Here is a 24,501-nt window from a genome sequence, read left to right as displayed (position 1 = left end):
GCAACTTGTGGTGCAGGACACAGCGAAACGGTTGGGTTTCGCTCAGGGAAGCGGGTACCTTCGAAGTGTACGAAACAGTTTCGTTCGCCTTGTTGATCACCGACTGGCGTACGATCCGCAGGCGCGACGGAAAGAGGAGGTCGGCCCATGGCACGCACCCGGCTCACGCCCGAACGTGAGGGTGAGCTGTACGCCGCCGTGCTCGATCTGCTGGGCGAGGTCGGCTACGAAGCCCTGACCATGGACGCCGTCGCCGCCCGCACCCGCTCCAGCAAGGCGACCCTCTACCGCCAGTGGGGGAGCAAGGCCGAGCTGGTCGTCAGGGCGCTCCGGAACAACAAGCCGGTCCACCTTGCCGAGATCGACACCGGTTCGCTGCGCGGCGACATCCAGGCCGTGCTCCTGCGTACCGACGACTGTCAGATGGAGAAGAACTCCGCGCTGATGCGGGGTCTGACCCATGCCGTCCACGACAACCCCGATCTTTTCCAGGCTCTGCGCGAGCTGCTCGTCGAGCCGGAGATGAACGGCCTGCAGGCGCTGCTCCAGCGGGCCGTGGACCGGGGTGAGGTGCGTCCGGACAATCCGGCGCTCGCCTACGTACCGCACATGATGATCGGCGCCCTCGCCGCCCGCGAACTGGTCGAGCAACGCCCCGTCGACCAGGCGTTCCTCGTCGACTACGTCGAAGCCGTGGTGTTCCCCGCCCTCGGCGTCTGACGCCCGCACTCCGCACGACCTCTCCCCGACGCCCCACCTGACACGCCGCTCTCGTCGTCGGGCTGGTTCCTCACGCCCTTTTCCACTCAACGACCTGACCGGGAGTACCCCTCCGTGGCCACATTCCTCTACAAGCTGGGGCGGCTCGCCTTCCGGCGCCGCCGCTACGTCGCCCTCGTCTGGGTCGCCCTGCTGGCACTCGCCGGCTTCGGTGCCGCCTCCGCGTCCACCGCCACCTCCAGTTCCTTCTCGATCCCCGGCACCGAGGCCCAGCGCGCCTTCGACCTGCTGGAACAGCGCTTCCCCGGAGGCAGCGCCGACGGCGCGACCGCCCGGGTCGTCTTCAAGGCCCCCGAGGGCGGGAAGGTGACCGACGCGGGCAACAAGGCCGAGGTCGAGGAGATCGTCGGCGAGCTGAAGTCCGGCTCCGACCAGGTCGCCTCGGTCGCCGACCCGTACGTCGCGAACGCCGTCAGCAAGGACGGTTCGACGGCGTACATCTCCGTCTCCTACGAGGTCAGCTCCATGGAACTGACGGACGGGACGCGGGACTCCCTGGAGCACGCGGCCGAGTCCGCGCGGAGCAGCGGGATGACCGTGGAGATCGGCGGTGACGCGCTCCAGGTGATGCCGGAGACCGGGGCCACCGAGATCATCGGGGTCTCCGTCGCCGCGGTGGTGCTGGTCATCACCTTCGGATCGCTGATCGCCGCGGGGCTCCCCCTGCTCACCGCGCTCATCGGCGTCGGCATCGGGGTCTCGCTCATCACGGCGCTGGCGAACGTGCTCGACCTGGGGTCCACCACCTCCACGCTCGCCATGATGATCGGCCTGGCGGTCGGCATCGACTACGCGCTCTTCATCGTCTCCCGCTACCGCGCCGAACTGGCCGAGGGCCGGGAACGGGAGGAAGCCGCCGGGCGGGCCGTCGGGACCGCCGGTTCCGCGGTCGTCTTCGCCGGCCTGACCGTCGTCATCGCGCTGGTCGGCCTCGCCGTCGTCAACATCCCGATGCTGTCGAAGATGGGCTTCGCCGCCGCGGCTACGGTCGCGATCGCCGTCCTCATCGCCCTCACCCTCGTCCCGGCGATGCTGGGCTTCGCGGGCAAGCGGGTCCTGGGGCGCAGGGCCCGCAGGGCCGCCGAGGCGGAGGACCGGCCCGAGGTGAAGCCGAACATGGGCACCCGCTGGGCGCGGTTCGTGCTGCGCAGGCCCGTGTGGGTCCTGCTCGCCGGAGTCATCGGTCTCGGCACCGTCGCCGTACCGGCCGCCTCGCTCGAGATGGGTCTGCCGGACGACGGCTCCCAGCCGAGGAGCACCACGCAGCGCCAGGCCTACGACCTGCTCTCCGACGGCTTCGGTCCCGGGTTCAACGGTCCCCTGCTGGTCGTCGTGGACACCAGGGGCAGCTCGGACGGCAGGACCGCGGTCAGCCAGGTCTCCCAGGAGATCGAGGGCATCGCCCACGTCGAGGCCGTCACCCCCGCCACCTTCAACAAGGCGGGCGACGCCGCGACCATCACGGTCATCCCGAAGGACAGGCCCAGCTCCACCGAAACGGAGCAGGTCGTCCACGCGATCCGCGACGCAGGCGCCGGCATCAACGACGAGACGGGCGCCGAGGTGCTGGTCACCGGTGCCACGGCGATGAACATCGACTTCTCGCAGAAGATGAACGACGCGCTGCTTCCCTACCTGGCGCTCGTCGTGGGGTTGGCCTTCCTGCTGCTGATGGTGGTCTTCCGTTCGCTGCTGGTGCCCTTGAAGGCGGCTCTCGGCTTCCTGCTCTCGGTCGTCGCGGCCCTGGGCGCCGTCGTCGCGGTCTTCCAGTGGGGCTGGCTCGCCTCCCTCTTCGGGGTCGAGCAGACGGGCCCGATCATGAGCATGATGCCGATCTTCATGGTCGGCGTGGTCTTCGGTCTCGCCATGGACTACGAGGTCTTCCTCGTCACCCGGATGCGTGAGGCGTACGTCCACGGCGAGACGCCCGGTCAGGCCGTCGTCACCGGATTCCGGCACGGGGCCCGTGTGGTCACCGCCGCGGCGGTCATCATGATGGCGGTCTTCGCCGGCTTCATCGGCTCCAGCGAGTCGATGATCAAGATGGTCGGCTTCTCGCTGGCCGTCGCCGTCCTCTTCGACGCCTTCGTGGTGCGCATGGCCATCGTGCCGGCGGTTCTCGCCCTGCTGGGCGAGCGCGCCTGGTGGCTGCCGCGCCGGCTGGACCGCCTGCTGCCGAACGTCGACGTGGAGGGTGAGGGACTGCGGGGGGAACCCGCCGGCCCGGCGGCCGGCGGGGGCGGTCCACGCGAGACGGTCCGCGTCTGAGCCACCCCGGACCCCGGGGCCGCGTCCGGGCGGAGTGCGGCCCCGGTGCGCCGGTCAGCCGCGGGGCCGGAGGCCGGAAGGCCGTCCCGCGGCCCCGGGCCCGGGCGCGGCGTCGGGACACAGGGCGTACGGCGGGGACGGACGTCCGCCTACCGGATGGAGGGGGACGTCCCGGCGGCGCGGCGCAGTGCCGTAGCCGTCGTGGCGCGCCCGCCGGGAGCGGCGGCCGCCCGATGGCGGAAGGACCCCGTGCACGCCGCACGGGGTCCTTCGTCGCGCGGGGGCCACGTCATGTGGCGGGGCCGGTGACCGAGGCGGACGGGCGGGCGGGGGAGGCGTCCCGGGCGGGGTTCTCGGGCCGCGTGCGCGCCAGGAAGCGGATCAGCGGGGCGACGTCGAACTGCAGCACGGCCACGCCGTCCGCCGAGTGCAGTTCGAGGACCAGTTGCGCCCGGCCGCACGGCCAGACGCGTAGGTCGCCGCGCGTGACGGGGGCGCGCAGTCCGCGTTCCAGGAGGTCGCGGCCGACCGGCCGGTGGACGCCACCGGGAAGCCGGAGGTGGATGGTCCGCGGGTCCTCGGGATCGCAGCGCAGGTCCACGGGGACCGTACGGGGCTCGGGGCCGTCCGTGATGAGCCGGGCTCGGACGTGCTGGTGGGGCGAGAGGGACATGGCCGGCTCCTCCTGTGCGGCAATCTCTCTCATAAATGTCCCATATGTTCCGAATAGGGCATATCGAGAGCGGGTGTGATCCGGGGGTGTGCTACTTGGGCCTCCTGCGCTCTTGCGAGCTGTTTGCAACTGGGTCCTATCATTGAGCGGTTCCCGACCCCGCCCGCAGCATCGCCCGGAACCCGAAAAGCGGAGCCACTCCATGCATGTACCCGACGGTTTCATCAACGCACCCGTCTCCGCCGTCGCCGGGGTCGTCGCCGCCGGCGCGGTCGCGGTCAGCCTGCGCGGTGCCCGGCGCGAACTGGGAGGAGAGCGCACCGCCCCGCTGGCGGGGCTCGTCGCCGCTTTCATCTTCGCCGTCCAGATGCTGAACTTCCCGGTCGCCGCCGGTACGAGCGGGCACCTGCTGGGCGGGGCGCTGGCGGCGATCCTGGTCGGACCCTTCACCGGGGTGCTCTGCATCGCGGTCGTCCTCCTCATGCAGGGCATCCTCTTCGCCGACGGGGGCCTCACCGCGCTCGGCGTGAACATCACCGTCATGGGCGTCGTCACCACCCTCGTCGCGTACGCCCTCTTCCGTGGCCTGACCGGGGTCCTGCCCCGCACCCGCCGTTCGACGACAGCGGCGGCCTTCGTGGCCGCGCTGGTCTCCGTACCGGCCGCAGCCGCCGCCTTCACCCTGATCTACGCCGTGGGCGGGACCACCGACGTCCCCCTCGGCAAGGTCCTCACCGCCATGGTCGGCGTCCACGTCCTGATCGGCATCGGTGAGGCCGCGATCACCGCACTGACCGTGGGCGCGGTCCTCGCCGTCCGGCCGGACCTCGTCCACGGGGCCCGGGGGCTCGCCGCCCCGCTGAAGCTCCGCGTCCACGGGGAACTCGTCGACGTCCCGGCCCCCGCGGCGGCCCCCGCCGCCCCGCGCTCCACCCGCAAGGTCTGGGCGACCGGCCTGGCCGCCGCGCTGCTCCTGGCGGGCTTCGTCTCCTTCTACGCCTCCGCGAGCCCCGACGGCCTGGAGAAGGTGGCGGCCGACAAGGGCATCGACGAGAAGACCCAGGAGCACGGCGCGGCCGACTCCCCGCTCGCCGACTACGGCGTCAAGGACGTGGACGACGCGCGCCTGTCCGGCGGGCTCGCCGGAGTGATCGGCGTCGGCGCGACCGTGGTGGTCGGCAGCGGCGTCTTCTGGGCCGTACGCAGGCGCAGTACGCCGCAGGCCCCCGTCACCCGCACCACGGAGTCGGTCTGACATGGGCGCCGGCCACGCGCACAAGCTCTACCGGCACGGGCACTCGCCGGTCCACGCGCTTCCCCCGCACTGCAAGCTCGCCGCCGTCCTCTGCTTCGTCCTGGTCGTCGTCTCGACCCCGCGCGAGGCCGTGTGGGCCTTCGCGCTGTACGCGGTGCTGCTCGCCGCCGTGGCCGCCGTCGCCCGGATCCCCGCCGGCTTCCTGCTGAAGCGGCTGCTCATCGAGGTGCCCTTCGTCGCCTTCGCGCTCCTCATGCCGTTCGTGGTGCCGGGGGAGCAGACGGAACTGCTCGGCGTGTCCGTCAGCGTCCCGGGCCTCTGGGGCGCCTGGAACGTCCTCGCCAAGGGCACCCTCGGCGTGGCCGCGTCCGTGATCCTGGCCTCCACCACCGAACTGCGCTCCCTGCTGCTCGGCCTCCAGCGGCTCCGGATGCCCCCGCTGCTCGTCCAGATCGCGTCCTTCATGATCCGGTACGGGGACGTGATCACCGACGAGCTGCGCCGGATGTCGATCGCCCGCCGCTCCCGCGGGTTCGAGGCGAGCGGCGTACGGCACTGGGGTGTCCTCGCCAAGACGGCGGGCGCCCTGTTCATCCGCTCCTACGAGCGTGGCGAGCGGGTCCACCTCGCGATGGTCAGCCGCGGCTACACCGGCGCCATGCCCGTGATCGACGAGATGACCGCCTCCCGCACCCAGTGGGCGTACGCCGGCGCACTCCCCCTGACGGCGCTCGCCGTGTGTCTGCTGGGATGGACCGTATGAGCCTGCCCTCCGCCCCCGTTCCGTCCCTCGAGGTCAGCGGCCTCGCCTACGCCTACCCGGACGGCCACCAGGCCCTCTTCGGCGTCGACCTGACCGTGTCCCGCGGCGAACGCGTCGCGCTCCTCGGCCCCAACGGCGCGGGCAAGACCACCCTCGTCCTCCACCTCAACGGCATCCTCGACGCGGGAGCCGGCACCGTCCGGGTCGCCGGGCTGCCCGTCGGGAAGCGCGACCTCGCCGAGATCCGCCGACGGGTCGGCATCGTCTTCCAGGACCCCGACGACCAGCTCTTCATGCCGACCGTCCGGGAGGACGTCGCCTTCGGGCCCGCGTCGGCCGGACTGCGCGGCGCCGAACTGGAGGAGCGGGTCACCGCCGCCCTCCGGCAGGTCGGCATGGAGGAGTTCGCGGCCCGGCCGCCGCACCACCTCTCCTTCGGCCAGCGCCGCCGGGTCGCCGTGGCCACCGTCCTCGCCATGCGGCCGGAGATCCTCGTCCTGGACGAGCCCTCCTCCAACCTGGACCCGGCCTCCCGCCGTGAACTCGCGGACATACTGCGGTCCCTGGACGTCACCGTCCTGATGGTCACCCACGACCTGCCGTACGCCCTCGAGCTCTGCCCGCGCTCCGTCATCCTCAGCGACGGGGTGATCGCCGCCGACGGCCGCACGCAGGACCTCCTGTGCGACGAGGAACTGATGCACGCGCACCGGCTGGAACTGCCCTTCGGCTTCGACCCCCGGTCCGTGGCCGTTCCGCGTCCGTGAACGGATGGTGAGACCCGCCACCCGACCGGCCTGCGGCGCGATGCACCATGGGGGGATGAGCGGGAGCGCGGGAGCAGGCGTGGATGTACGGGGCACGGTGACACCGGGGTTCGAGGCGGTACGGGACGCCTTCGTCCGTAACTTCGAACAACGCGGGGAACGGGGCGCGGCCGTGGCCGTCTACCGTCACGGCCGCAAGGTCGTGGACCTGTGGGCCGGTACGAGGGACGTCGACGGCAGCGAACCGTGGGCCGTCGACACCGTCCAAGTCGTCCGCTCGGCCGGCAAGGGCGTCGCCGCCGCCGTGCTCCTGCTGCTGTACCAGCGCGGGCAGGTGGACCTGGACGCGCCGGTCGGCACGTACTGGCCGGAGTTCAAGGCCAACGGCAAGGAGCGTGTCCTCGTACGCCACCTGCTCGCCCACCGTGCCGGACTGGCCGCACTGGACCGGACCCTGACGCCCGGTGAGGCGGTGGACGGGGTCACCGGGCCGCAGGCGGTCGCCGCCCAGCGGCCCGGGTGGGAGCCCGGCACCGACCACGGCTACCACGCCCAGACCTTCAGCTGGCTCATCGGCGAGCTGGTGCGCAGGGTCACCGGGCGCACCATCGGCCGCTGGGTCGCCGAGGAGATCGCCCGCCCGCTCGGCCTGGACTTCTGGTTCGGCCTCCCGGCGGACGAGGCGCACCGGATCGGGCGGATCGGCCCCGTCGAACCCCCGCCGGCCGAGACCGGCGGTGCCCTGCGCATGCGCCCCAAGCGGTCCGTCGTCGAGGCCTACCGCGACCCCGCCTCGCTCACCCGCCGCGCCTTCGGGGCGATCGACCCCTTCCCCGACGAGAACGACCCCGCCTACCGCGCGGCCGAACTGCCCGCCTCCAACGGGGTCGCCACGGCCCGGGGCCTCGCCCGCTGCTACGCCGCCATGATCGGCGAGGTGGACGGCCACCGGCTGTTCGCCCCCGCCACCCTCACCCTGGCCCGCACCGAGGAGTCCGCGGGGCCGGACCGGGTCCTGGTCGTCTCCACCCGCTTCGGCCTCGGGTACATGCTGCACGGGCCGGCCGCCCCGCTCCTGGCCACCGGGTCCTTCGGCCATCCCGGCCGCGGCGGCTCGCTGGGCTTCGCCGACCCCGAATCGGGCGTCGCCCTGGGTTATGTGACGAACGGTCTGCAGAAGGGAGTCACCGCCGACCCCCGTGCCCAGGCCCTGGTCAGGGCAGTACGGTCGGCGCTATGACACCTCCTGCACGCTTCCACGGGCACGTCGCACTCCTCACCGGCGCGGGCCGGGGCATCGGCGCCGCCACCGCCCGCAGACTGGCCGCCGAGGGCGCGGCCGTCCTCGTCACGGACCTGGACGCGGCCCGCGCCGACCGCACCGCGGAGGAGATACGGGGCCAGGGCGGGACGGCCGCGTCCCTGGGCTGCGACGTCGGCGACCGGGCTTCGGTCGAGGCGGCGGTGGCGCACGCCGTCACCGCCTTCGGGCGGCTCGACGTCCTCGTCAACAACGCCTACGCCAACCACGAGGACGCCGCCCTCTTCGAGGACGAGGCGGACGAGCCCTGGGCCCACACCCTCGACATCACCCTGAGCGGCCCCTACCGCTGCTCCCGCGCCGCGCTGCCGCACCTCGTCGCCTCCGGCCGGGGCGCGATCGTCAACATCGGCTCGGTCAACGGCGAGCAGGACTTCGGCGGTCACGCCTACAGCGCCGCCAAGGCGGGTCTCGCCAGCCTGACCCGTACGCTCGCGGGCCACGCCGGCCCGCGCGGCGTCCGCGTCAACCTGATCGCCCCCGGCACCATCCGCACGGACGCCTGGACGGGCCGCGACGCCGACCTGGAGCGCGCCAGCGCCCTCTACCCGCTGGGGCGGATCGGCGAACCGGACGACATCGCGGCGGCCGTCGCCTTCCTGGCGTCACGGGACGCCGCCTGGATCACCGGCACGACCCTGCGGGTGGACGGCGGGCTGCTCGGCGTCAACGCGGGGTTCCGGAACGCGATGCGGGGCGACGGCGAGGACGGGACCCGGTAGCGGTCCGCGGCCACCCGTCCGCCGGGCGACACGCAGGGCGGAAGGCCGCCGAGTCGGGCGGGCGGGGCACTGCCGGGCGTGCCCGGTGCCCCCGTCCGGCACCGGCGGGGGGCCGCCGTCGCGGCTGCACGGGCGCGCGCCCCGGTGCCGTACGGCCGGGCGCACCCCGGGGGATGCCGGGGCTGCCCGCCGTCGGCGGCGGGAGGCCCGGTCAGGGACCGGCGCGCAGGACCTGGGCGACCACCGGGCCGGCCGCGTCACCGCCGTGGCCGCCGGACTGGACGACGGCCGCCGCCGCGAGGTCGTTGCTGAAGCCGGTGAACCAGCTGTTGGAGGTGGGCTGGCCGTCGACCTCGGCGGAGCCTGTCTTGGCGCCCTTGTCACCGCCGACCGTGGCCATGGCGGGGGCACCGGTGCCGCTCGCGCTCGTGGCGGTGTAGCGCATCATTTCGCGCAGTTGCTGCGCCGTGCCGGCGGGAAGGGCCCGGGCGGTGGCGAACGGCCGGTCGTCCACGTCGCGGGCGACGATGTGGGGCTGCTCGAAGGCGCCGTTCTTCACGGTCGCGGTGACCGACGCCATGTTCAGCGGGCTCATGAGGATCTTGCCCTGGCCGATGTACGAGGCGGCGGTCTCGGCCCCCGACGACTCGGGGACGCTGCCGTCGAAGGAGGGTATGCCGGTCTGCCAGGTCTGCCCGAGGCCGAAGTAGTCGCGGGCCTCCTGGCCGAGCGCCGTGCCGGCCCGGTCACCGAGAGGCTTGACCGGCTTGATGAAGGCGGTGTTGCAGGACCGGGCGAACGCTTCCCTGAGCGGGCCGTCGGCGAGGGAGAAGTCCTCGAGGTTGTGGAAGGTCACGCCTTCCCAGGACACGGTGGACGGGCACTCCACCGTCCCGTCCATGGATCCGAGACCGTTCTGGATGATCATCGCGGCCGTCACGATCTTCATCGTGGAGCCGGGGGCCAGCCGGCCCAGCATGGCCGCGTCGAAGGCGTCCCTCCGGTTGTTGGCGATCGCCTGTATCGCCCCCGTCGAGGGCTGGATCGCCACGACGGAGGATTCCCCGAACCGCTCGACCGCCTTCTCCGCGGCAGCCTGCACGGTGGCGTCGAGGGTGGTCCGCAGTTTGCCGGGCTTCCCCTCGGCGAGCGTCAGCAGGGTGGTGCCGGGCAGCTGCTCGTCGGCGGGCTCGATCCGGGTCTCGATGCCGGGCGAGCCGCCCGCGCCGTCCCCGTACTTCTTGCGCAGGGTGTCCAGGACCGGGCCCAGCGACGGGTACGTCTCCTTGTCGAGCACCGTGCCGTGGCGGTCGACGGCCTCGATCGCCGCCCCCGACGACGCGCCGGTCCTCAGCGTCGCGCCCTCGGTCAGCCGCGGGTGGACCACTGCGGGCTGCCAGTCGACGAGCGCCCTGCCGGTGGTCAGGCCGCGCACCACGGTCAGTTCGGAGGCGTACGACCAGGGTTTCGTCGTTCCCTCGTACGACACGGTCGCCTTCACCGTGAACGGCACCTTCGCACCGACCGCCGGGCCCGGGGTGATCACCGCCTCGGTGACGTGGGCCTCCTCGGCGTAGCCGGTCAGCAGCGGCTCGGCGCCGGTCTCGTCGTTCGTGAGCAGGGCGGCGGCGGCCGCGTCGCCGGCCGCCCAGGCCGAGAGGAAGCTCTTCGCGGTCTCCTCGATCTCCTCGCCGGTGGGCGGCCCGGTCCGCACCTCGGTGGAGGCCGCCCGGGTGCCCGTCCCGTCACCGCCGCTCCCACCGCCCCCGACCACGCTGTACGCGCCGTAACCGATCCCCCCGGCCGCCAGCACGAACACCCCGCCGACCAGGGCGATCTTCGCTCCGCTGCGCATTCCGACGCTCTCCTCCCCCGGAACCCCTCGAACGTGTGTGCAGGACCAGGGGATTTCCGGGGGACTGTACGGGACGGCGGCGGCCGGTGAGACGTTCGTTACCGGACCGGAACGCACTCCGTCCGTGGGAGCGCTCACCGGCCCCGGGTCATACCCAACTGTCCAGCCACATCCGGTCGCGCCAGGAGTTCTCCGGGAGGGACGTCCCCGTGTAGAGCGGCCAGAAGTACACGAAGTTCCAGACGATCAGCAGCACCAGCACGCCCGCCGCGATCGCCCCCAGAGTGCGTCTGCGCTCGCCCGTGGGGTCGGCGGAGCCCCGGCCCGCCGGGAGCCGGGCACCCGCACCGGCCGCGGGGCCCAGCAGGGCGCCGATCATCATCGTCACCGCCAGGCACAGGAACGGCACGAACACGACCGCGTAGAAGAGGAAGATCGTGCGCTCCTGGTAGAAGAACCAGGGCACCCAGCCCGCCGCGACACCGCAGGCGATCGCGCCCGCCCGCCAGTCGCGGCGGAAGAACCAGCGCCACAGCACGTACAGCAGCGCCACGCACCCCGCCCACCACAGCAGCGGGGTACCGATGGCCAGGACCTCACGCGCGCACGTGCCGGTCGCCGAGGTGGTGCAGCCCGCCTTCTCCTCGTAGAAGTAGGAGACGGGGCGGCCCATCACGATCCAGCTCCACGGATTGGACTGGTAGGTGTGGCCGGAGGTCAGGCCGACGTGGAACTCGTACACCTGGTTCTCGTAGTGCCACAGGCTGCGCAGCCAGTCGGGCAGCCAGGTCCAGCTGCCCCCCTTGCCCTCGGTGGCCGCCCAGTTGCGGTAGTAGCCCTTGCCCGTGAAGATCCAGCCGGTCCACGAGACGAGGTACGTACCGATCGCCACCGGCACCGTCGAGACGAAAGCGGGCAGCAGGTCCCGCAGGATCACGGCCCGGTAGGGCCGCAGCGCTCCCGCCGTACGCCGCGCGCCCACGTCCCAGAGCACCGACATCACGCCGAAGGCCGCCAGGATGTACAGCCCGTTCCACTTCGTCGCGAAGGCCAGGCCGAGCATCAGGCCCGCAGCGATCCGCCACGGGCGCGGCCCCAGCCGCAGCCCCTCGGCGACGTGCCGGTCCGGGCGCAGCACCCCCTCCTCGTCGACCGGCAGCGCGGCGGCCAGCCTGCGGCGGGCACGGTCCCGGTCGACGAGCAGGCAGCCGAAGGCGGCCAGCACGAAGAACATGAGCACCAGGTCGAGCAGGGCGGTGCGGCTCATCACGAAGTGCAGCCCGTCCACGGCCAGCAGCGTGCCCGCCAGACAGCCGAGGAACGTCGAGCGGAAGAGCCGCCGGCCGATCCGGCACAGCATCAGCACGGAGACCGTGCCCAGCAGCGCCACCATGAAGCGCCAGCCGAACGGTGTGAATCCGAAGAGCTGCTCGCCGAGCCCGATGACCCACTTGCCGACCGGCGGATGGACGACGTAACCCGGGTCCACCGGTACGTCCACCGAGGACGGGTCCTTGAGGATCAGCTTGTCGACGTCCTTGGGCCAGGAACCCTCGTACCCCTGGTTGATCAGCGCCCAGGCGTCCTTGGCGTAGTACGTCTCGTCGAATATCACCGCCTTCGGGCTGCCCAGGTTCCAGAACCGCAGCACGCCGGCGACCAGGGCCACCACGAGCGGCCCGCCCCAGGCGGCCCAGCGCACCAGGTGGTGCGCGAGGGCCGGCGGTACGGCGAGCACGTCCCAGAACTGGCGTCCCGGGCTGGTGTACGGCGGATCCAGGCGCTCGCGCAGCCCCGTCTCCGGCCGGGGGGAATGGCCGAAGCGGCGCAGCCGCTGCTGCCAGGAAGGCGGCTGGTCGCCGGTGTGATCCCCGGCGTCGTTGCCCTGCCGGGCATCGGGCGCAGTACTCGTCACCGCGCCATCGTAGGGAACGCGTCTGTGCGAAGGGCGCCGCCCGGGCTGGGAGGATGGCCGATGTGACTGGAACGACTGGAACGCTCGTACTCGCAGGGACCCCCATCGGCGACGTGGCGGACGCCCCGCCGCGCCTCGCCGCCGAGTTGGAGACGGCCGACGTCGTGGCGGCCGAGGACACCCGGCGGCTGCGCCGGCTCACCCAGGCGCTGGGCATCCACACGACGGGGCGTGTCGTCTCCTACTTCGAGGGGAACGAGTCGGCGCGCACCCCGGAACTCGTGGAGGCGCTGACGGGCGGGGCGCGTGTCCTGCTCGTCACCGACGCGGGGATGCCGTCCGTCTCCGACCCCGGCTACCGGCTGGTCGCCGCCGCGGTGGAGATGGACATCAAGGTCACCGCCGTGCCCGGCCCGTCCGCCGTCCTGACCGCGCTCGCCCTGTCCGCCCTGCCCGTGGACCGCTTCTGCTTCGAGGGTTTCCTGCCGCGCAAGGCGGGCGAGCGGCTCGGGAAGCTGCGGGAGGTCGCGGACGAACGGCGCACGATGGTCTTCTTCGAGGCGCCGCACCGGCTGGACCACACCCTGGCCGCGATGGCCGAGGTGTTCGGCGCGGACCGCCGGGCCGCCGTGTGCCGGGAGCTGACCAAGACCTACGAGGAGGTCAAGCGCGGCCCGCTGGCCGAGCTCGCCACCTGGGCGGCCGAGGGCGTGCGCGGGGAGATCACCGTCGTGGTCGAGGGCGCCACCGCCTCCGGGAACGAGGACCTGGACGCCGCCGAGCTGGTACGCAGGGTGCAGGTGCGCGAGGAGGCGGGGGAGCGGCGCAAGGAGGCCATCGCGGCCGTCGCCGCCGAGGCCGGACTTCCCAAGCGCGAGGTCTTCGATGCGGTGGTCGCGGCAAAGAACGCGGCTCGGACCGGCCCCTCGCAGGGCAAAGGACTAACCTGAAACGTAAAGCGCGAGCCGCGTACCGGGCCCTTGGGCCATGGATCGGTTAAGAGCGTTCCAACACTCGGCAGACCTGGTGCGTTGCCGCCGGGAAGAGCGTCCACTTGACGATGGAAGGCATTCCCGGAGTGCTTGTCCGGAGTGCTTGTCCGCGGACAAGAGGAGCAGGCATGAGTGACACCGCAGCGACCACCGTCCACGAGGCCTACGCGTTCGCCTGCATGAGATGCGGGCACGGCTGGGAACAGGCCTACGAGATAGAACACCACGTCGACGGCTCCGGCCAGGCGTTCGTGGTGTACAAGGCGGACGGCGAGCGCGTGCCCTCGCCGCTGTCCACCCCGACCTGCGCGAACTGTGGCGCGCACGTCGTGCGGATCATGCGGTCCGGACGGGTCTCCACCGTCCAGCAGCTGCTCCGGCAGCAGCAGGCCGCCCGGGAGCGGGGCAACGCGGAGGAAGCCGCCGTGCCCGCCGCCGCGGAGGCGTCGCACCACTGGCAGCTGTCCGATCTGCTGCATCCCTTCCACCGGCGGTGATGCCGGTGGCCGTGCCCTCGTAGAGTCGGGGGCATGAGCCGTACCGACGCCCCGCCGCTGCCCGAACCCCTCCGGGTCCCGGTCGCCGATTCGCACACCCACCTGGACATGCAGGAGTCGACCGTCGAGGAGGGGCTCGCCCGGGCCGCGGCGGTCAACGTGACCGCCGTCGTCCAGGTGGGCTGCGACGTGGAGGGTTCCCGCTGGGCCGCGGAGACGGCGGCCGCGCACCCGGCCGTGCACGCCTCCGTCGCCCTCCACCCCAACGAAGCGCCCCGCATCGTGCACGGGGACCCGGAGGGCAGGCCGGGCCACGAGGCGAGGGAACCGGGTGGGAAGGCGGCGCTGTACGAGGCGCTCGCCGAGATCGACGCCCTGGCCGCCCTCGGCCACGTACGGGGGGTCGGCGAGACCGGCCTGGACCACTTCCGCACGGGGGCCGGGGGGATGGCCGCCCAGGAGGAGTCCTTCCGGGCCCACATCGAGATCGCCAAACGGCACGGCAAGGCCCTCGTCATCCACGACCGCGATGCCCACGCCGACGTCCTGCGCGTCCTCGCCGACGCGGGCGCCCCGGAGCGGACCGTCTTCCACTGCTACTCCGGGGACGCCGAGATGGCCCGGGTCTGCGCGGCGGCCGGGTACTTCATGTCGTTCGCGGGCAACGTGACGTTCAAGAACGCCCAGCCGCTGCGCGACGCGCTGGCCGTCGTGCCCACCGAGCTGCTCCTCGTCGAGACGGACGCCCCCTTCCTCACCCCCGCGCCGTTCCGCGGACGGCCCAACGCCCCCTACCTCATCCCGGTGACGCTCCGCGCCATGGCCGAGGTGCGGGGCACCGACGAGGACGCGCTGGCCGGCGCGATCTACGACAACACCGCGCGGGCGTTCGACTTCTGAGCCCGCGCCCGTGCCCGCGTTCCGCGCCCGTGACGGGCCGGGACCGCGCCGTTCCGTACGGTACGGGCGGTCCACGTGCGTGGCGGCGCGAAGGGGTGCGGCGGCCCGGACCTTGGGGAGCGTCAGGCAGGCAGGCCGTCGAGCGGTGCCGTGCGGCTTGGGCACGCGGCGCGTGACAGTGTGCGCGACCCGCGACCCGCGACCCGCGACCCGCGACCCGCGGAGCCCGCCGGTCCTCGCACCCGAGGACCGGTCCCCGGGCCCGCAGCGGGCCGTGGTCCCCGGGTCCCGCGGCGGCCGTAGGCTTAACGGGTGAGCACCACAGAGCCCGACGCCCTCCTGGGCCCCGCAGACATCCGCGAGCTGGCCGCAGCGCTGGGCGTACGCCCCACGAAGCAGCGCGGCCAGAACTTCGTCATCGACGCCAACACGGTCCGCAGGATCGTACGGACCGCCGAGGTGCGGCCCGACGACGTGGTGGTCGAGGTCGGGCCCGGACTCGGCTCGCTGACCCTGGCGCTGCTGGAGGCGGCCGACCGGGTCGTCGCCGTGGAGATCGACGACGTCCTCGCGGGCGCCCTGCCGGCCACGGTCGCCGCCCGCCTGCCGGAGCGCGCCGACCGCTTCGCCCTGGTCCACTCGGACGCGATGCTGGTGACCGAGCTGCCCGGTCCGGCGCCGACCGCGCTGGTCGCCAACCTTCCGTACAACGTCGCCGTGCCGGTCCTGCTGACCATGCTGGAGCGCTTCCCCACCATCGAGCGGACGCTCGTGATGGTGCAGGCCGAGGTCGCCGACCGGCTGGCCGCCAAGCCGGGCAACAAGGTCTACGGAGTGCCGTCGGTCAAGGCCAACTGGTACGCGGACGTGAAGCGCGCGGGCTCCATCGGCCGCACGGTCTTCTGGCCCGCCCCGAACGTCGACTCGGGCCTGGTGTCCCTGGTACGGCGTACGGAACCCCTCCGCACCACCGCCGACCGGACCCAGGTCTTCGCCGTCGTCGACGCCGCCTTCGCCCAGCGGCGCAAGACGCTGCGCGCGGCCCTCGCAGGCTGGGCCGGCTCGGCTCCCGCCGCGGAGGCTGCGCTGGTCGCGGCCGGGATCTCGCCGCAGGCCCGCGGCGAGTCGCTGACCGTCGAGGAGTTCGCCGCCATCGCCGAGAACAAGCCGGAGCCCTCCGCATGACCCACAGCGTCACCGTCCGCGTCCCCGCCAAGGTCAACGTGCAGCTCGCGGTCGGAGCCCCGCGCCCGGACGGCTTCCACGACCTGGCCAACGTCTTCCTCGCCGTCGGACTGTACGACGAGGTCACCGTCACGCCCGCCGACGAGCTGCGCGTCACCTGCTCGGGCCCCGACGCCGCCCAGGTCCCGCTGGACGCCACCAACCTCGCGGCCCGCGCCGCGATCGCGCTGGCCGGACGGCACGGCATCGCACCCGACGTGCACCTCCACATCGCCAAGGACATCCCCGTCGCGGGCGGCATGGCGGGCGGCAGCGCCGACGGCGCCGCCGCCCTCCTGGCCTGCGACGCCCTGTGGAACACCGGGTCGAGCCGGGACGAACTGCTCGCCATCTGCGCGGAGCTGGGCAGCGACGTGCCGTTCAGCCTGATCGGCGGGGCCGCGCTCGGTACCGGCCGCGGCGAGCAGCTGACTCCGGTCGAGGTCGGCGGCGCCTTCCACTGGGTCTTCGCCGTCGCCGACGGCGGGCTCTCCACCCCCGCGGTGTACGGCGAGTTCGACCGGCTCACCGCCGGCACGCGGGTACCCGAGCCGGCCGCGTCCCCCGTACTCCTGGCCGCGCTGCGCGCCGGGAACACCGCCGTGCTCGCGGACAGCCTGAGCAACGACCTCCAGGCCGCCGCCCTCTCCCTGCGCCCCTCGCTGGCCGGTACCCTCGCGGCGGGCACCACGGCCGGGGCGCTGGCCGCACTCGTCTCGGGTTCCGGGCCGACCACGGCGTTCCTGGTGGCCGACGCGGAGTCGGCGCACAAGGTCGCGGACGCGCTGCTCACGTCCGGCACGTGCCGGAACGCCCGTACGGCGGTGTCCCCGGCGCCGGGCGCCACCGTCGTCTGACGACCCCCTCGTCCGACAACAGCCGTTGTCCGGACGGGAACCGAATGCGGCAGCGCTACCGCCCTCCGGGGCCCGGTGCGACCGTACGCGCACGTGCGTGAACGGCCCGAGGTCACACCCGTCACCCGGTACTTCGCCGGTCGGCTGCTGGTGGAGCGCGCCGGGCGCTGGACCGCGGGTCCGGTCAGGGGCCGTAGTGGTACCGGCAGGCCGCGACACGCACCTCGTCGTCGGCGACCTTGTAGATCAGGCGGCGTACCTCGGTGATCCGGCGGTACCAGAACCCCTGGAAACCGTGCTTCAAGGGCTCGGGCTTGCCGATGCCCTCGTTGCCGTTGCGGGCGACGTCATGGAGCAGACTGCTGATCCGCCTGAGGATCTTCCGGTCCTGTGCCTGCCACCAGACGTAGTCGTCCCAAGCCGCCTCGTCCCGGACGAACTTCACTCCGCCAACTCCCGAACGGTGCCTCCGCCGCCTCCAGACGGTCTGTCGAAGCCAGCAGGCGGCGCGCGTTCTCAGGGCTCCGCAGCAGACAGGCCGTCTCCTTGAGGGACTCGTACTCGTCGAGTGCCACTATCACCACGGGGTCGTGGCCCGCCCGCGTGACGATCACTTCCTCGCGATCGTCGACGACCGCGTTGAGGGTCTCGGCGTACCTGGCCCGCGACTCGGTATAGGTCATGGTCCGCACGGGTGCCTCCCCTGTACGTGTTGTGGGTGCTCGTCAGCCCGCCTTCAGGCTCTTCTTCGCCAGCTCGTACGCCGGCAGCATCGCCGTGTGCTCCTCGGAGTCCAGACCGCCCAGGTGCACCACGACCGGGCCGTCCGGAGTGGCGACGGCGAAGGCCCGCTCCGTCTTCCGCTCGTCCAGCAGCTCGACGTCCACCGTGTACGTGACCTCCGCGGCCGCCACCGATCCCGCCGCGGTGTCGCTGTACGAGGCCTTCCCGGCGTTCGGGTCGCCGGCCACGAAGTCCTCCAGCGCCGCCCGCGGGGTCGTACCCGCCCCCTTGCCCTGCCAGACCCGGAGGTAGCCGATGTTCCCGGCCGGCTTGGCGTCGATCTCGCAGACCATCGTGGCCGAGCCCTGTTGCCCCAGCTCCGCGAGCTCGGAGCCGGGCTCCACCTTCACGGCCTGCGGCTTCCAGTCCGCCGCCAGGTCGAAGGTCACCGGCAGTGCGCACGCCGAACCCGGACCGCCGAGCGTGCCGCCCTTCTCCGGGAGCGTGCCGCCCCTCTCCGCGGACGGCGCCGTACCGGACGCCGCGGGAGCGCCGGACGCGTCCCCGCCCGCCTCCGCACCGCCGCCGGACGCCGGCGAGCAGCCGGCCAGCGCCGCCGTCGCCAGAACCGCCGGGAACAGAGCCCGTATCGCGTAGCGCACCATGAAATCCCACTCCCCCGGAGAGTCCCGTACCGCTGTGAAACCGCTGTGACCAGGGGGTACTCCCCGCGATCGATCGCCGCACGCTATCGCACCCCGCGCGGCGACTACGCTGGTACGTCGAGAGCGCACGTCGTGCGGCCCCGGAACCGGGGCCCCCGAGGCAGGAGTGAAATGGCCGTCAATCTGGTCAATGTCGAGCAGGTCAGCAAGGTGTACGGCACCCGTGCCCTGCTCGACGGTGTATCCCTCGGGGTGTCCGAGGGCGACCGGATCGGTGTCGTCGGCCGCAACGGCGACGGCAAGACGACGCTCATCCGGATGCTCGCGAAGCTGGAGGAGGCCGACACCGGCCGGGTCACCCACAACGGCGGGCTGCGCCTCGGTGTCCTCACCCAGCACGACTCGCTCGACCCGCAGGCCACCATCCGCCACGAGGTCATCGGCGATCTCGCCGACCACGAGTGGGCGGGCAGCGCCAAGATCCGCGACGTGCTGACGGGTCTCTTCGGCGGCCTCGCCCTGCCGGGCTTCGAACACGGCCTGGACACCGTCATCGCCCCGCTCTCCGGCGGCGAGCGGCGCCGCATCGCGCTGGCCAAACTGCTCATCGCCGAACAGGACCTGATCGTCCTCGACGAGCCCACCAACCACCTCGACGTGGAAGGCATCTCCTGGCTCGCCGGGCACCTGCGGACCCGGCGTTCCGCGCTCGTCTGCGTGACGCATGACCGGTGGTTCCTCGACCAGGTGTGCACCCGCATGTGGGACGTCCAGCGGGGCACCGTCCACGAGTACGAGGGCGGCTACAGCGACTACGTCTTCGCCCGGGCCGAGCGGGAGCGGATCGCCGCGACCGAGGAGTCCAAGCGCCAGAACCTGATGCGCAAGGAGCTGGCCTGGCTGCGGCGCGGCGCCCCCGCCCGTACGTCCAAGCCGCGCTACCGCATCGAGGCCGCCAACGAACTCATCGCCGACGTGCCGCCGCCGCGCGACACGAGCGAGCTGATGAAGTTCGCCAACGCCCGGCTCGGCAAGACCGTCTTCGACCTGGAGGACGTGACCGTCCAGGCCGGGCCCAAGACGCTGCTCACGCACCTCACCTGGCAGCTCGGCCCCGGCGACCGCATCGGCCTGGTCGGGGTGAACGGCGCGGGCAAGACCTCGCTGCTGCGGGCGCTCGCGGAGGCGGCCCGCACGCAGGGCGACGTACAGCCCGCGGCGGGGAAGGTCGTCGTCGGCAAGACGGTCAAGCTGGCCTACCTCTCCCAGGAGGTCGCCGAACTCAGCCCCGCCCTGCGGGTGCTCGAAGCCGTCCAGCAGGTACGCGACCGGGTCGACCTCGGCAAGGGCCGCGAGATGACCGCAGGCCAGCTCTGCGAGCAGTTCGGCTTCTCCAAGGAGAAGCAGTGGACCCCGGTCGGTGACCTGTCCGGTGGCGAGCGCCGGCGGCTGCAGATCCTGCGGCTGCTGATGGACGAGCCCAACGTCCTCTTCCTCGACGAGCCGACCAACGACCTGGACATCGAGACCCTCACCCAGCTGGAGGACCTCCTCGACGGCTGGCCGGGGTCGATGATCGTGATCTCGCACGACCGGTTCTTCATCGAGCGGACCACGGACCGGGTGATGGCGCTCCTGGGCGACCGGTCGCTGCGGATGCTGCCGCGTGGCATCGACGAGTACCTGGAGCGCAGGCAGCGGATGGAGGAGGCGGCCACGCCCGCGTCCGCCCACGCCTCCGCGGCGCCGAAGGCCGCACCGGCCGACGGGGTCTCCTCGCAGGTGGCGCGTGCCGCGAAGAAGGAGCTGAAGAAGGTCGAGCGGCAGCTCGACAAGGTCTCGACCAGGGAGACGGAGCTGCACGCGCAGATCGCCGCCCACGCGACGGACTTCGAGAAGGTGGCCGAGCTCGACGCCGAGCTGCGCGAACTGGTCACCGCGCGCGATGAGTTGGAGATGCGCTGGCTGGAGCTGGCCGAGGACGCCTGACACCCTGGGGGCCGGTGGCGCGGCCCTCGGTGTGCGGGCCGGTGCCTGTGGGGCGGGTGGTAGAAAGAAACCCTGCCCGGACCAGGACCGGACCGGGCAGGACGCACCGAGGGGGACGTGCCGCATGACCCGACCGCCAGGTGGGCAACCGCCGCAGGGAAGCTTCGGGGCTCCGTACGACCCGTCCACGGGGAGCCCGGTGCCGGCACAGCCCGGTTACGGCTACCCTGCCGCACCCGGCCCGTACGGCCAACAGCCGGGTCCCTACGGGCAACAGCCCGGCCCGTACGCCCAACAGCCGGGTCCCTACGGGCAACAGCCGGGCCCGTACGCGCAACAACCGGCGTGGCAGCAGCCTGCGGGCGGCCCCGTGGGGTCCGGCGGCGGCCGTTCCGGGCGCCGGACCGGCTTCGTCGTCTGCGTCGTTCTCGCCGTGCTGCTGACCGGCGGTGGCATCTGGTGGGCGACGAGCGGTGACGGCACCGGCACGGGGCGGCCCGTCACCGGGACGTCCGGGAACCCGTCCGGCGGCGGCCGGGGCGAGGGGAAGACCGGCGGTGACGACGGTGACCGGGACGGGGCGAAGAAGCCGGGGCCGACCGCCGCCGAACTCAACGCCGGGCGCAAGCCGGGTGAGGCCCAAGTCGCCTGGCTGCGGGAGAACGGCGTCGACCTCCCGCAGTACGGGGAGGAGACCTACGGCCCGTGGTTCGCCGGTGACATCGTCGCCAAGGGGATGTACCGCAAGGTGTCCGGCTATTCCGTGGCCGACGGGGCCGAGAGGTGGAGCCTGCGGCTGCCCACCGACCTGTGCGCCGCGCCGTCCCGGCCCACGGCGGACGGCAGGATCGTCGTCGCCGTCGAGGACAACGTCTCGGAGAGCGAGGCGGAGTGCTCGGTCCTCCAGATGATCGACCTGCGCACCGGCAAGGCCGGCTGGAAGAAGACGGTCGACCGGTCCGGCATGCAGGACGGGCTGTCGCACGTCGCCATGTCGGTCAACGGGGACACGGTGACCTTCGGCCGCACCAGCAACTCCACCGCCTACCGGATCAGCGACGGCAAGGAGCTCTTCGGCAGGCGGGAGGGCGTCTGCCAGCCGTACGCCTTCACCAGCGGCCCCCGGATGCTCGCCGCCGTCAGCTGCCAGGCGGAGCCCGTGGACCCGGTGCGCCAGCAGGTCCAGGAGGTCGACCCGGTCAGCGGTGCGGCGAAGTGGACGTACGCGCTGAAGCCCGGCTGGCACGTCGCGCACATCTACTCCACGAGCCCGGTCGTCATCTCGCTGAAGCAGGACGACAAGTGGGCCATCGTGATCCTGAACGAGAACGGCACCTACCGGTCCCAACTGGCGGGCGACGGCGAGAACTACGCCGTGCGCTGCACCGAGGACTCGGTGGACGCCGGCGGCAACCTCGACGACTGCGCCGGTGCCGCGGCCGACGCGAGCAGGTTCTACCTCTCCACCCGGTCCGAGGACGACCTGAAGTCCTCGACCAACAAGGTCATCGCCTTCGACCTCGCCACCGGCAAGCCGGTGTGGAAGGCCCCCGCACCGTCCGGCCGGACCATGTGGCCGCTGCGCATGGACGGCGGGCGCGTCCTGGTCCACGTGGAGGCCGGGTACCGGAAGGGCGGCGCGATCGCCGCCCTCGACCCGTCCCGGGGGACGCTCACGACACTGCTGCGGCACCCCGATGCGGCGGCCGGCACCGAGGCGTCGCTCTGGTCACCGAGGGTCGCCTACGTGGACGGCCGCTCCTTCGTCCTGCCGCTGCGGATCAGTGAGGACGACGACGCGGACGAGATGGCGGCGACCGCCGTGATGGTCTTCACCCCGTAGGTGGGTCCGCAACTCCGTTGATAACGGCACGTAAGGTGCACGTGGAGTCGGCGCTTCGGTGCCGGCCGGGTAAGGGCGCCTGCCTGAGGCGCAGTTGACGTCCCGTCGGCCAGGTGGCGGGCCCACCGCCCCCACGCGTGCGTAACGAGGGCATCACGGGCCGGTCCTCCCTTGGGAACAGGGGGTGGACCGATCCGGTGTTCGATGTGTTGCGGGTGGTACAAAGAAGCCCCGCTCGACTGCCGTGACACCGCGGAAGCCATGCCCGATTCGCTCCTTTCCGGGGGGTACTTCAGAGAGTTCGCGTTTCCGCTCCTCTCTGAGACCCCCGGAATCGCGGGGGAGACCGGAACGGGCACCGGACCGCACGAAGGGGGACGTGCTGATGACCCAGCCGCCCAGCCAGCAACCGCCGCAGGGGGGCTTCGGGGCTCCCCAGGAACCGCAGCCCCCCCAGGGACCGCCTCCGCAGACGCCGCCCCCGGCGGCCCCGCCGCAGATGCCGCCCACGCCCCCGCAGACCCCGCCGCCCGCCCAGCCCGGCTACGGCTACCCGCAGGCACCGGCCGGACAGCCGGGGTACGGCTACCCGCAGGCCTCCGGCCCGTACGCGCAGCAGCCCGGCCCCTACGGCGCGCAGCCCGGCCCTTACGGCGCCCAGTCCGGCCCCTACGGCACCCAGCCCGGTCCGTACGGTCAGCAGCCCGGCCCCTACGGCCAGCCCACGCAGCCGGCCGGTTACGGCTACCCGCAGCAGCAGTACCCCGGCGCACCCGTGCCGGCAGGCTCCGGCGGCGGCGGCCCCTTCAAGGGCAAGCCCGCGGTCGTCATCGGCGCGGCACTCGCCGCGCTGCTCGTGGTCGGCGGTGGCATCCTCTTCGCCACGAGCGGGGACGACGGCGACGACAAGAAGCCGGTCGCCGGGTCCAGCACCGGGGGGGTGGAGCCCAGCGCCTCGCCCACGGTCGACGAGGGGGACGGCACCGGCGGTGGCCGTGAGGCGAACGACGACCTCAACGCCGGGCGCAAGGCCGGCGAGGCCAAGGTCCTCTGGCTCGCGAAGAACGACATCGACCTGCCGCGCAACGGTGCGGACGTCTACGGTCCGTGGATCGTGGGCGACACGCTCGTCAAGGGCATGTACCGCTCGGTCGTCGGCTACTCCGTGGCGGACGGCAAGCAGAAGTGGTCCCTCCCGCTGCCCGCCGACATGTGCGCGGCTCCCGGCACCGCCACTCCCGACGGCAAGCTCGTCATCGGTGTGAAGAACGGGACGACGAGCAAGGCCGACTGCTCCGAACTGCAGATGATCGACCTCAGGACGGGGAAGGCCGGCTGGAAGAAGGCGGTCAAGAAGACCGGCACCTGGGACCTGATGTCCGACATCGGCCTGGCGATCAGCGGCGACACCGTGACCGTCGGCCGGACCGGCAACTCCAACGCCTACCGGGTCAGCGACGGCACGGAACTGTTCGGCAAGCCGTCGGGCAACTGCCAGCCCTTCGCCTTCGCCGGCGGGACCAAGCTCATCGCCGCGTCCAACTGCCGTACCGCCGGCGCGGACAACCCGCAGCACCAGATCCAGGAGGTCGACCCCACCACCGGGAAGGCCAGGTGGACGTACACGCCCAAGCGGGGATGGGAGGTCGACAAGGTCTACTCCGTCAGCCCCCTGGTCGTCTCGCTGACCCAGCCCGAGGAGAAGAAGTGGTCCATCCTCGCCCTCAGGGAGAACGGCACGCTCCGCTCCCAGCTGGTCGGTGACAAGGAGGACAAGTTCTCCGTCGACTGCGGTCACGACTTCGCGATCTTCGGCCAGCAGCTGGAGGGCTGCACCGGCGTCGCCGCCGACGCCAACACCTTCTACATGATGACCGAGGACGACACGAGCGGCACCGGCCGCACGAACAAGGTCATCGCCTTCGACCTGAACACCGGCAAGCCCAAGTGGAAGGCCGCCGCACCCGCCGAGCGCACCATGAAGCCGCTGCGCATGGAGGGCGGCAACGTCCTCGTCTACCTGGAGCCCTCCTACGACAAGGGCGGGGCGATCGCGACGATCGCTCCCACCGGCGGGGCCCCCGAGGTCCTGCTGCAGCACCCGGACTCGACGACGCGGATCGAGAACTTCTTCAGCGCCAAGACCGTCTACGAGGGCGGTCGTTCCTTCATCATCAGCACGCGCGTCAGCGCGAGCAACGACGAGGAGGAGAAGGAACAGGCCACCATGATGGCCTTCGGCAAGTGACCGCCCACGCCGGCACCCGCAGCCCCTTCCCCCCGAGCACCCCAGAGGTTCGCACGCCATGACTCAGCCGACCGACGAGCCGCCCCAGGGCGGATTCGGCGCCCCGCAGGACCCGCCCCCCGGCGGCTTCGGCGCACCCACCCCGCCGCCTTCCGACCCGCTCGCGAAACAGCCTCCGGCCGCGCCCCCCACCCCGCCCGCCGGCGGATACGGCAGCCCGCCGCCCCCGCCCCCCGGCGGATAC

General features: G+C 72.5%; 20 protein-coding genes and 2 pseudogenes. 16 read left to right on the top strand and 6 right to left on the bottom strand.

All coding sequences use genetic code 11. From position 1 onward, the window contains the following. Positions 1-147 precede the first annotated feature (147 nt). Both BA175_RS28445 and BA175_RS28440 read left to right on the top strand, forming a co-directional pair. Positions 148-720, top strand: coding sequence for a TetR/AcrR family transcriptional regulator (locus BA175_RS28445; protein WP_069174445.1), 573 nt, complete (start codon positions 148-150; stop codon positions 718-720). A 114-nt stretch (positions 721-834) separates the two neighbouring features. After that, complete coding sequence (locus BA175_RS28440; RefSeq protein WP_069174444.1) at positions 835-3,048, top strand: MMPL family transporter; 2,214 nt, start codon at positions 835-837, stop codon at positions 3,046-3,048. 289 nt (positions 3,049-3,337) lie between these two features. On the opposite strand, the gene BA175_RS28435 is transcribed toward BA175_RS28440, so the two are convergent. Next, on the bottom strand, positions 3,338-3,721 hold the full coding sequence (locus BA175_RS28435; RefSeq protein WP_069174443.1) for an SsgA family sporulation/cell division regulator: 384 nt from the start codon (positions 3,719-3,721) through the stop codon (positions 3,338-3,340). Positions 3,722-3,923: 202 nt separating this feature from the next. On the opposite strand from BA175_RS28435, the gene BA175_RS28430 reads away from it, so the two are divergent. The 5 genes from BA175_RS28430 to BA175_RS28410 all read left to right on the top strand — a co-directional run bounded on the left by BA175_RS28430 (position 3,924) and on the right by BA175_RS28410 (position 8,549). Further along, a complete protein-coding gene (locus tag BA175_RS28430) occupies positions 3,924-4,976 on the top strand; it encodes an energy-coupling factor ABC transporter permease (protein WP_069174442.1) in 1,053 nt (350 codons plus the stop codon). A gap of 1 nt (position 4,977) precedes the next feature. After that, complete coding sequence (gene cbiQ, locus BA175_RS28425) at positions 4,978-5,739, top strand: cobalt ECF transporter T component CbiQ (RefSeq protein ID WP_069174441.1); 762 nt, start codon at positions 4,978-4,980, stop codon at positions 5,737-5,739. After that, entirely contained in the window at positions 5,736-6,506 is a 771-nt protein-coding gene (locus BA175_RS28420; protein ID WP_069174440.1) for an energy-coupling factor ABC transporter ATP-binding protein, read from the top strand. Before cbiQ ends, BA175_RS28420 begins: the two co-directional genes overlap by 4 nt. 79 nt (positions 6,507-6,585) lie before the next feature. Continuing rightward, positions 6,586-7,746 carry a serine hydrolase domain-containing protein gene (locus tag BA175_RS28415; protein WP_069174439.1) on the top strand — a complete coding sequence of 387 codons (1,161 nt, stop codon included), beginning with the start codon at positions 6,586-6,588 and terminating at the stop codon, positions 7,744-7,746. Beyond that, positions 7,743-8,549: an SDR family NAD(P)-dependent oxidoreductase gene (locus BA175_RS28410; RefSeq protein WP_069174438.1), complete on the top strand. Its 807-nt coding sequence runs from the start codon at positions 7,743-7,745 to the stop codon at positions 8,547-8,549. Before BA175_RS28415 ends, BA175_RS28410 begins: the two co-directional genes overlap by 4 nt. 211 nt (positions 8,550-8,760) lie before the next feature. Here BA175_RS28410 and BA175_RS28405 read toward each other — a convergent pair whose 3' ends face one another. Further along, positions 8,761-10,404 carry a penicillin-binding transpeptidase domain-containing protein gene (locus tag BA175_RS28405; RefSeq protein ID WP_069174437.1) on the bottom strand — a complete coding sequence of 548 codons (1,644 nt, stop codon included), beginning with the start codon at positions 10,402-10,404 and terminating at the stop codon, positions 8,761-8,763. Between the two features lie 148 nt (positions 10,405-10,552). Continuing rightward, positions 10,553-12,319, bottom strand: coding sequence for a dolichyl-phosphate-mannose--protein mannosyltransferase (locus BA175_RS28400; protein WP_069174436.1), 1,767 nt, complete (start codon positions 12,317-12,319; stop codon positions 10,553-10,555). 53 nt (positions 12,320-12,372) lie between these two features. Between BA175_RS28400 and rsmI the strand changes: the two genes are divergently transcribed. From rsmI to BA175_RS28375, 5 genes are all read left to right on the top strand, one after another. Next, positions 12,373-13,269 carry a 16S rRNA (cytidine(1402)-2'-O)-methyltransferase gene (gene rsmI / locus BA175_RS28395; RefSeq protein WP_069174435.1) on the top strand — a complete coding sequence of 299 codons (897 nt, stop codon included), beginning with the start codon at positions 12,373-12,375 and terminating at the stop codon, positions 13,267-13,269. 170 nt (positions 13,270-13,439) lie between these two features. Beyond that, on the top strand, positions 13,440-13,808 hold the full coding sequence (locus BA175_RS28390; RefSeq protein WP_069174434.1) for a hypothetical protein: 369 nt from the start codon (positions 13,440-13,442) through the stop codon (positions 13,806-13,808). A gap of 33 nt (positions 13,809-13,841) precedes the next feature. Then, the gene (locus BA175_RS28385) at positions 13,842-14,708 is read left to right on the top strand and encodes a TatD family hydrolase (protein ID WP_069174433.1); all 867 of its coding nucleotides are present in this window, start codon (positions 13,842-13,844) and stop codon (positions 14,706-14,708) included. Between the two features lie 312 nt (positions 14,709-15,020). Next, on the top strand, positions 15,021-15,893 hold the full coding sequence (gene rsmA, locus BA175_RS28380) for a 16S rRNA (adenine(1518)-N(6)/adenine(1519)-N(6))-dimethyltransferase RsmA (RefSeq protein ID WP_069174432.1): 873 nt from the start codon (positions 15,021-15,023) through the stop codon (positions 15,891-15,893). Beyond that, positions 15,890-16,789: a 4-(cytidine 5'-diphospho)-2-C-methyl-D-erythritol kinase gene (locus tag BA175_RS28375; RefSeq protein ID WP_069174431.1), complete on the top strand. Its 900-nt coding sequence runs from the start codon at positions 15,890-15,892 to the stop codon at positions 16,787-16,789. The genes rsmA and BA175_RS28375 overlap by 4 nt, the downstream gene beginning before the upstream one ends. 184 nt (positions 16,790-16,973) lie before the next feature. Here BA175_RS28375 and BA175_RS28370 read toward each other — a convergent pair whose 3' ends face one another. The 3 genes and pseudogenes from BA175_RS28370 to BA175_RS28365 form a co-directional block, all read right to left on the bottom strand. After that, positions 16,974-17,234 (bottom strand): Txe/YoeB family addiction module toxin, encoded by a 261-nt coding sequence (locus tag BA175_RS28370; RefSeq protein WP_069174430.1) that lies wholly within the window; start codon positions 17,232-17,234, stop codon positions 16,974-16,976. Continuing rightward, positions 17,231-17,481: pseudogene (locus tag BA175_RS30280) on the bottom strand (type II toxin-antitoxin system Phd/YefM family antitoxin). Before BA175_RS30280 ends, BA175_RS28370 begins: the two are co-directional and overlap by 4 nt. 33 nt (positions 17,482-17,514) lie before the next feature. Then, positions 17,515-18,177: a lipoprotein gene (locus BA175_RS28365; protein WP_069174429.1), complete on the bottom strand. Its 663-nt coding sequence runs from the start codon at positions 18,175-18,177 to the stop codon at positions 17,515-17,517. Between the two features lie 171 nt (positions 18,178-18,348). Here BA175_RS28365 and BA175_RS28360 point away from each other — a divergent pair, with 171 nt between their 5' ends. The 4 genes and pseudogenes from BA175_RS28360 to BA175_RS32075 form a co-directional block, all read left to right on the top strand. Next, a complete protein-coding gene (locus BA175_RS28360) occupies positions 18,349-20,166 on the top strand; it encodes an ABC-F family ATP-binding cassette domain-containing protein (RefSeq protein ID WP_069174428.1) in 1,818 nt (605 codons plus the stop codon). Between the two features lie 199 nt (positions 20,167-20,365). Next, the gene (locus BA175_RS28355) at positions 20,366-22,009 is read left to right on the top strand and encodes an outer membrane protein assembly factor BamB family protein (RefSeq protein ID WP_368073328.1); all 1,644 of its coding nucleotides are present in this window, start codon (positions 20,366-20,368) and stop codon (positions 22,007-22,009) included. A gap of 385 nt (positions 22,010-22,394) precedes the next feature. Beyond that, entirely contained in the window at positions 22,395-24,257 is a 1,863-nt protein-coding gene (locus BA175_RS28350; RefSeq protein ID WP_069174549.1) for an outer membrane protein assembly factor BamB family protein, read from the top strand. A 58-nt stretch (positions 24,258-24,315) separates the two neighbouring features. Further along, positions 24,316-24,501, top strand: a pseudogene (locus tag BA175_RS32075) (hypothetical protein); the annotation flags it as partial.

Origin of the sequence: Streptomyces griseus (assembly GCF_001715295.1) — a bacterium.
GTDB lineage: Bacteria > Actinomycetota > Actinomycetes > Streptomycetales > Streptomycetaceae > Streptomyces > Streptomyces griseus_G.
Note: the sequence above shows the minus strand (reverse complement) of the source record. Positions and strands in the feature narration are given on the sequence as shown.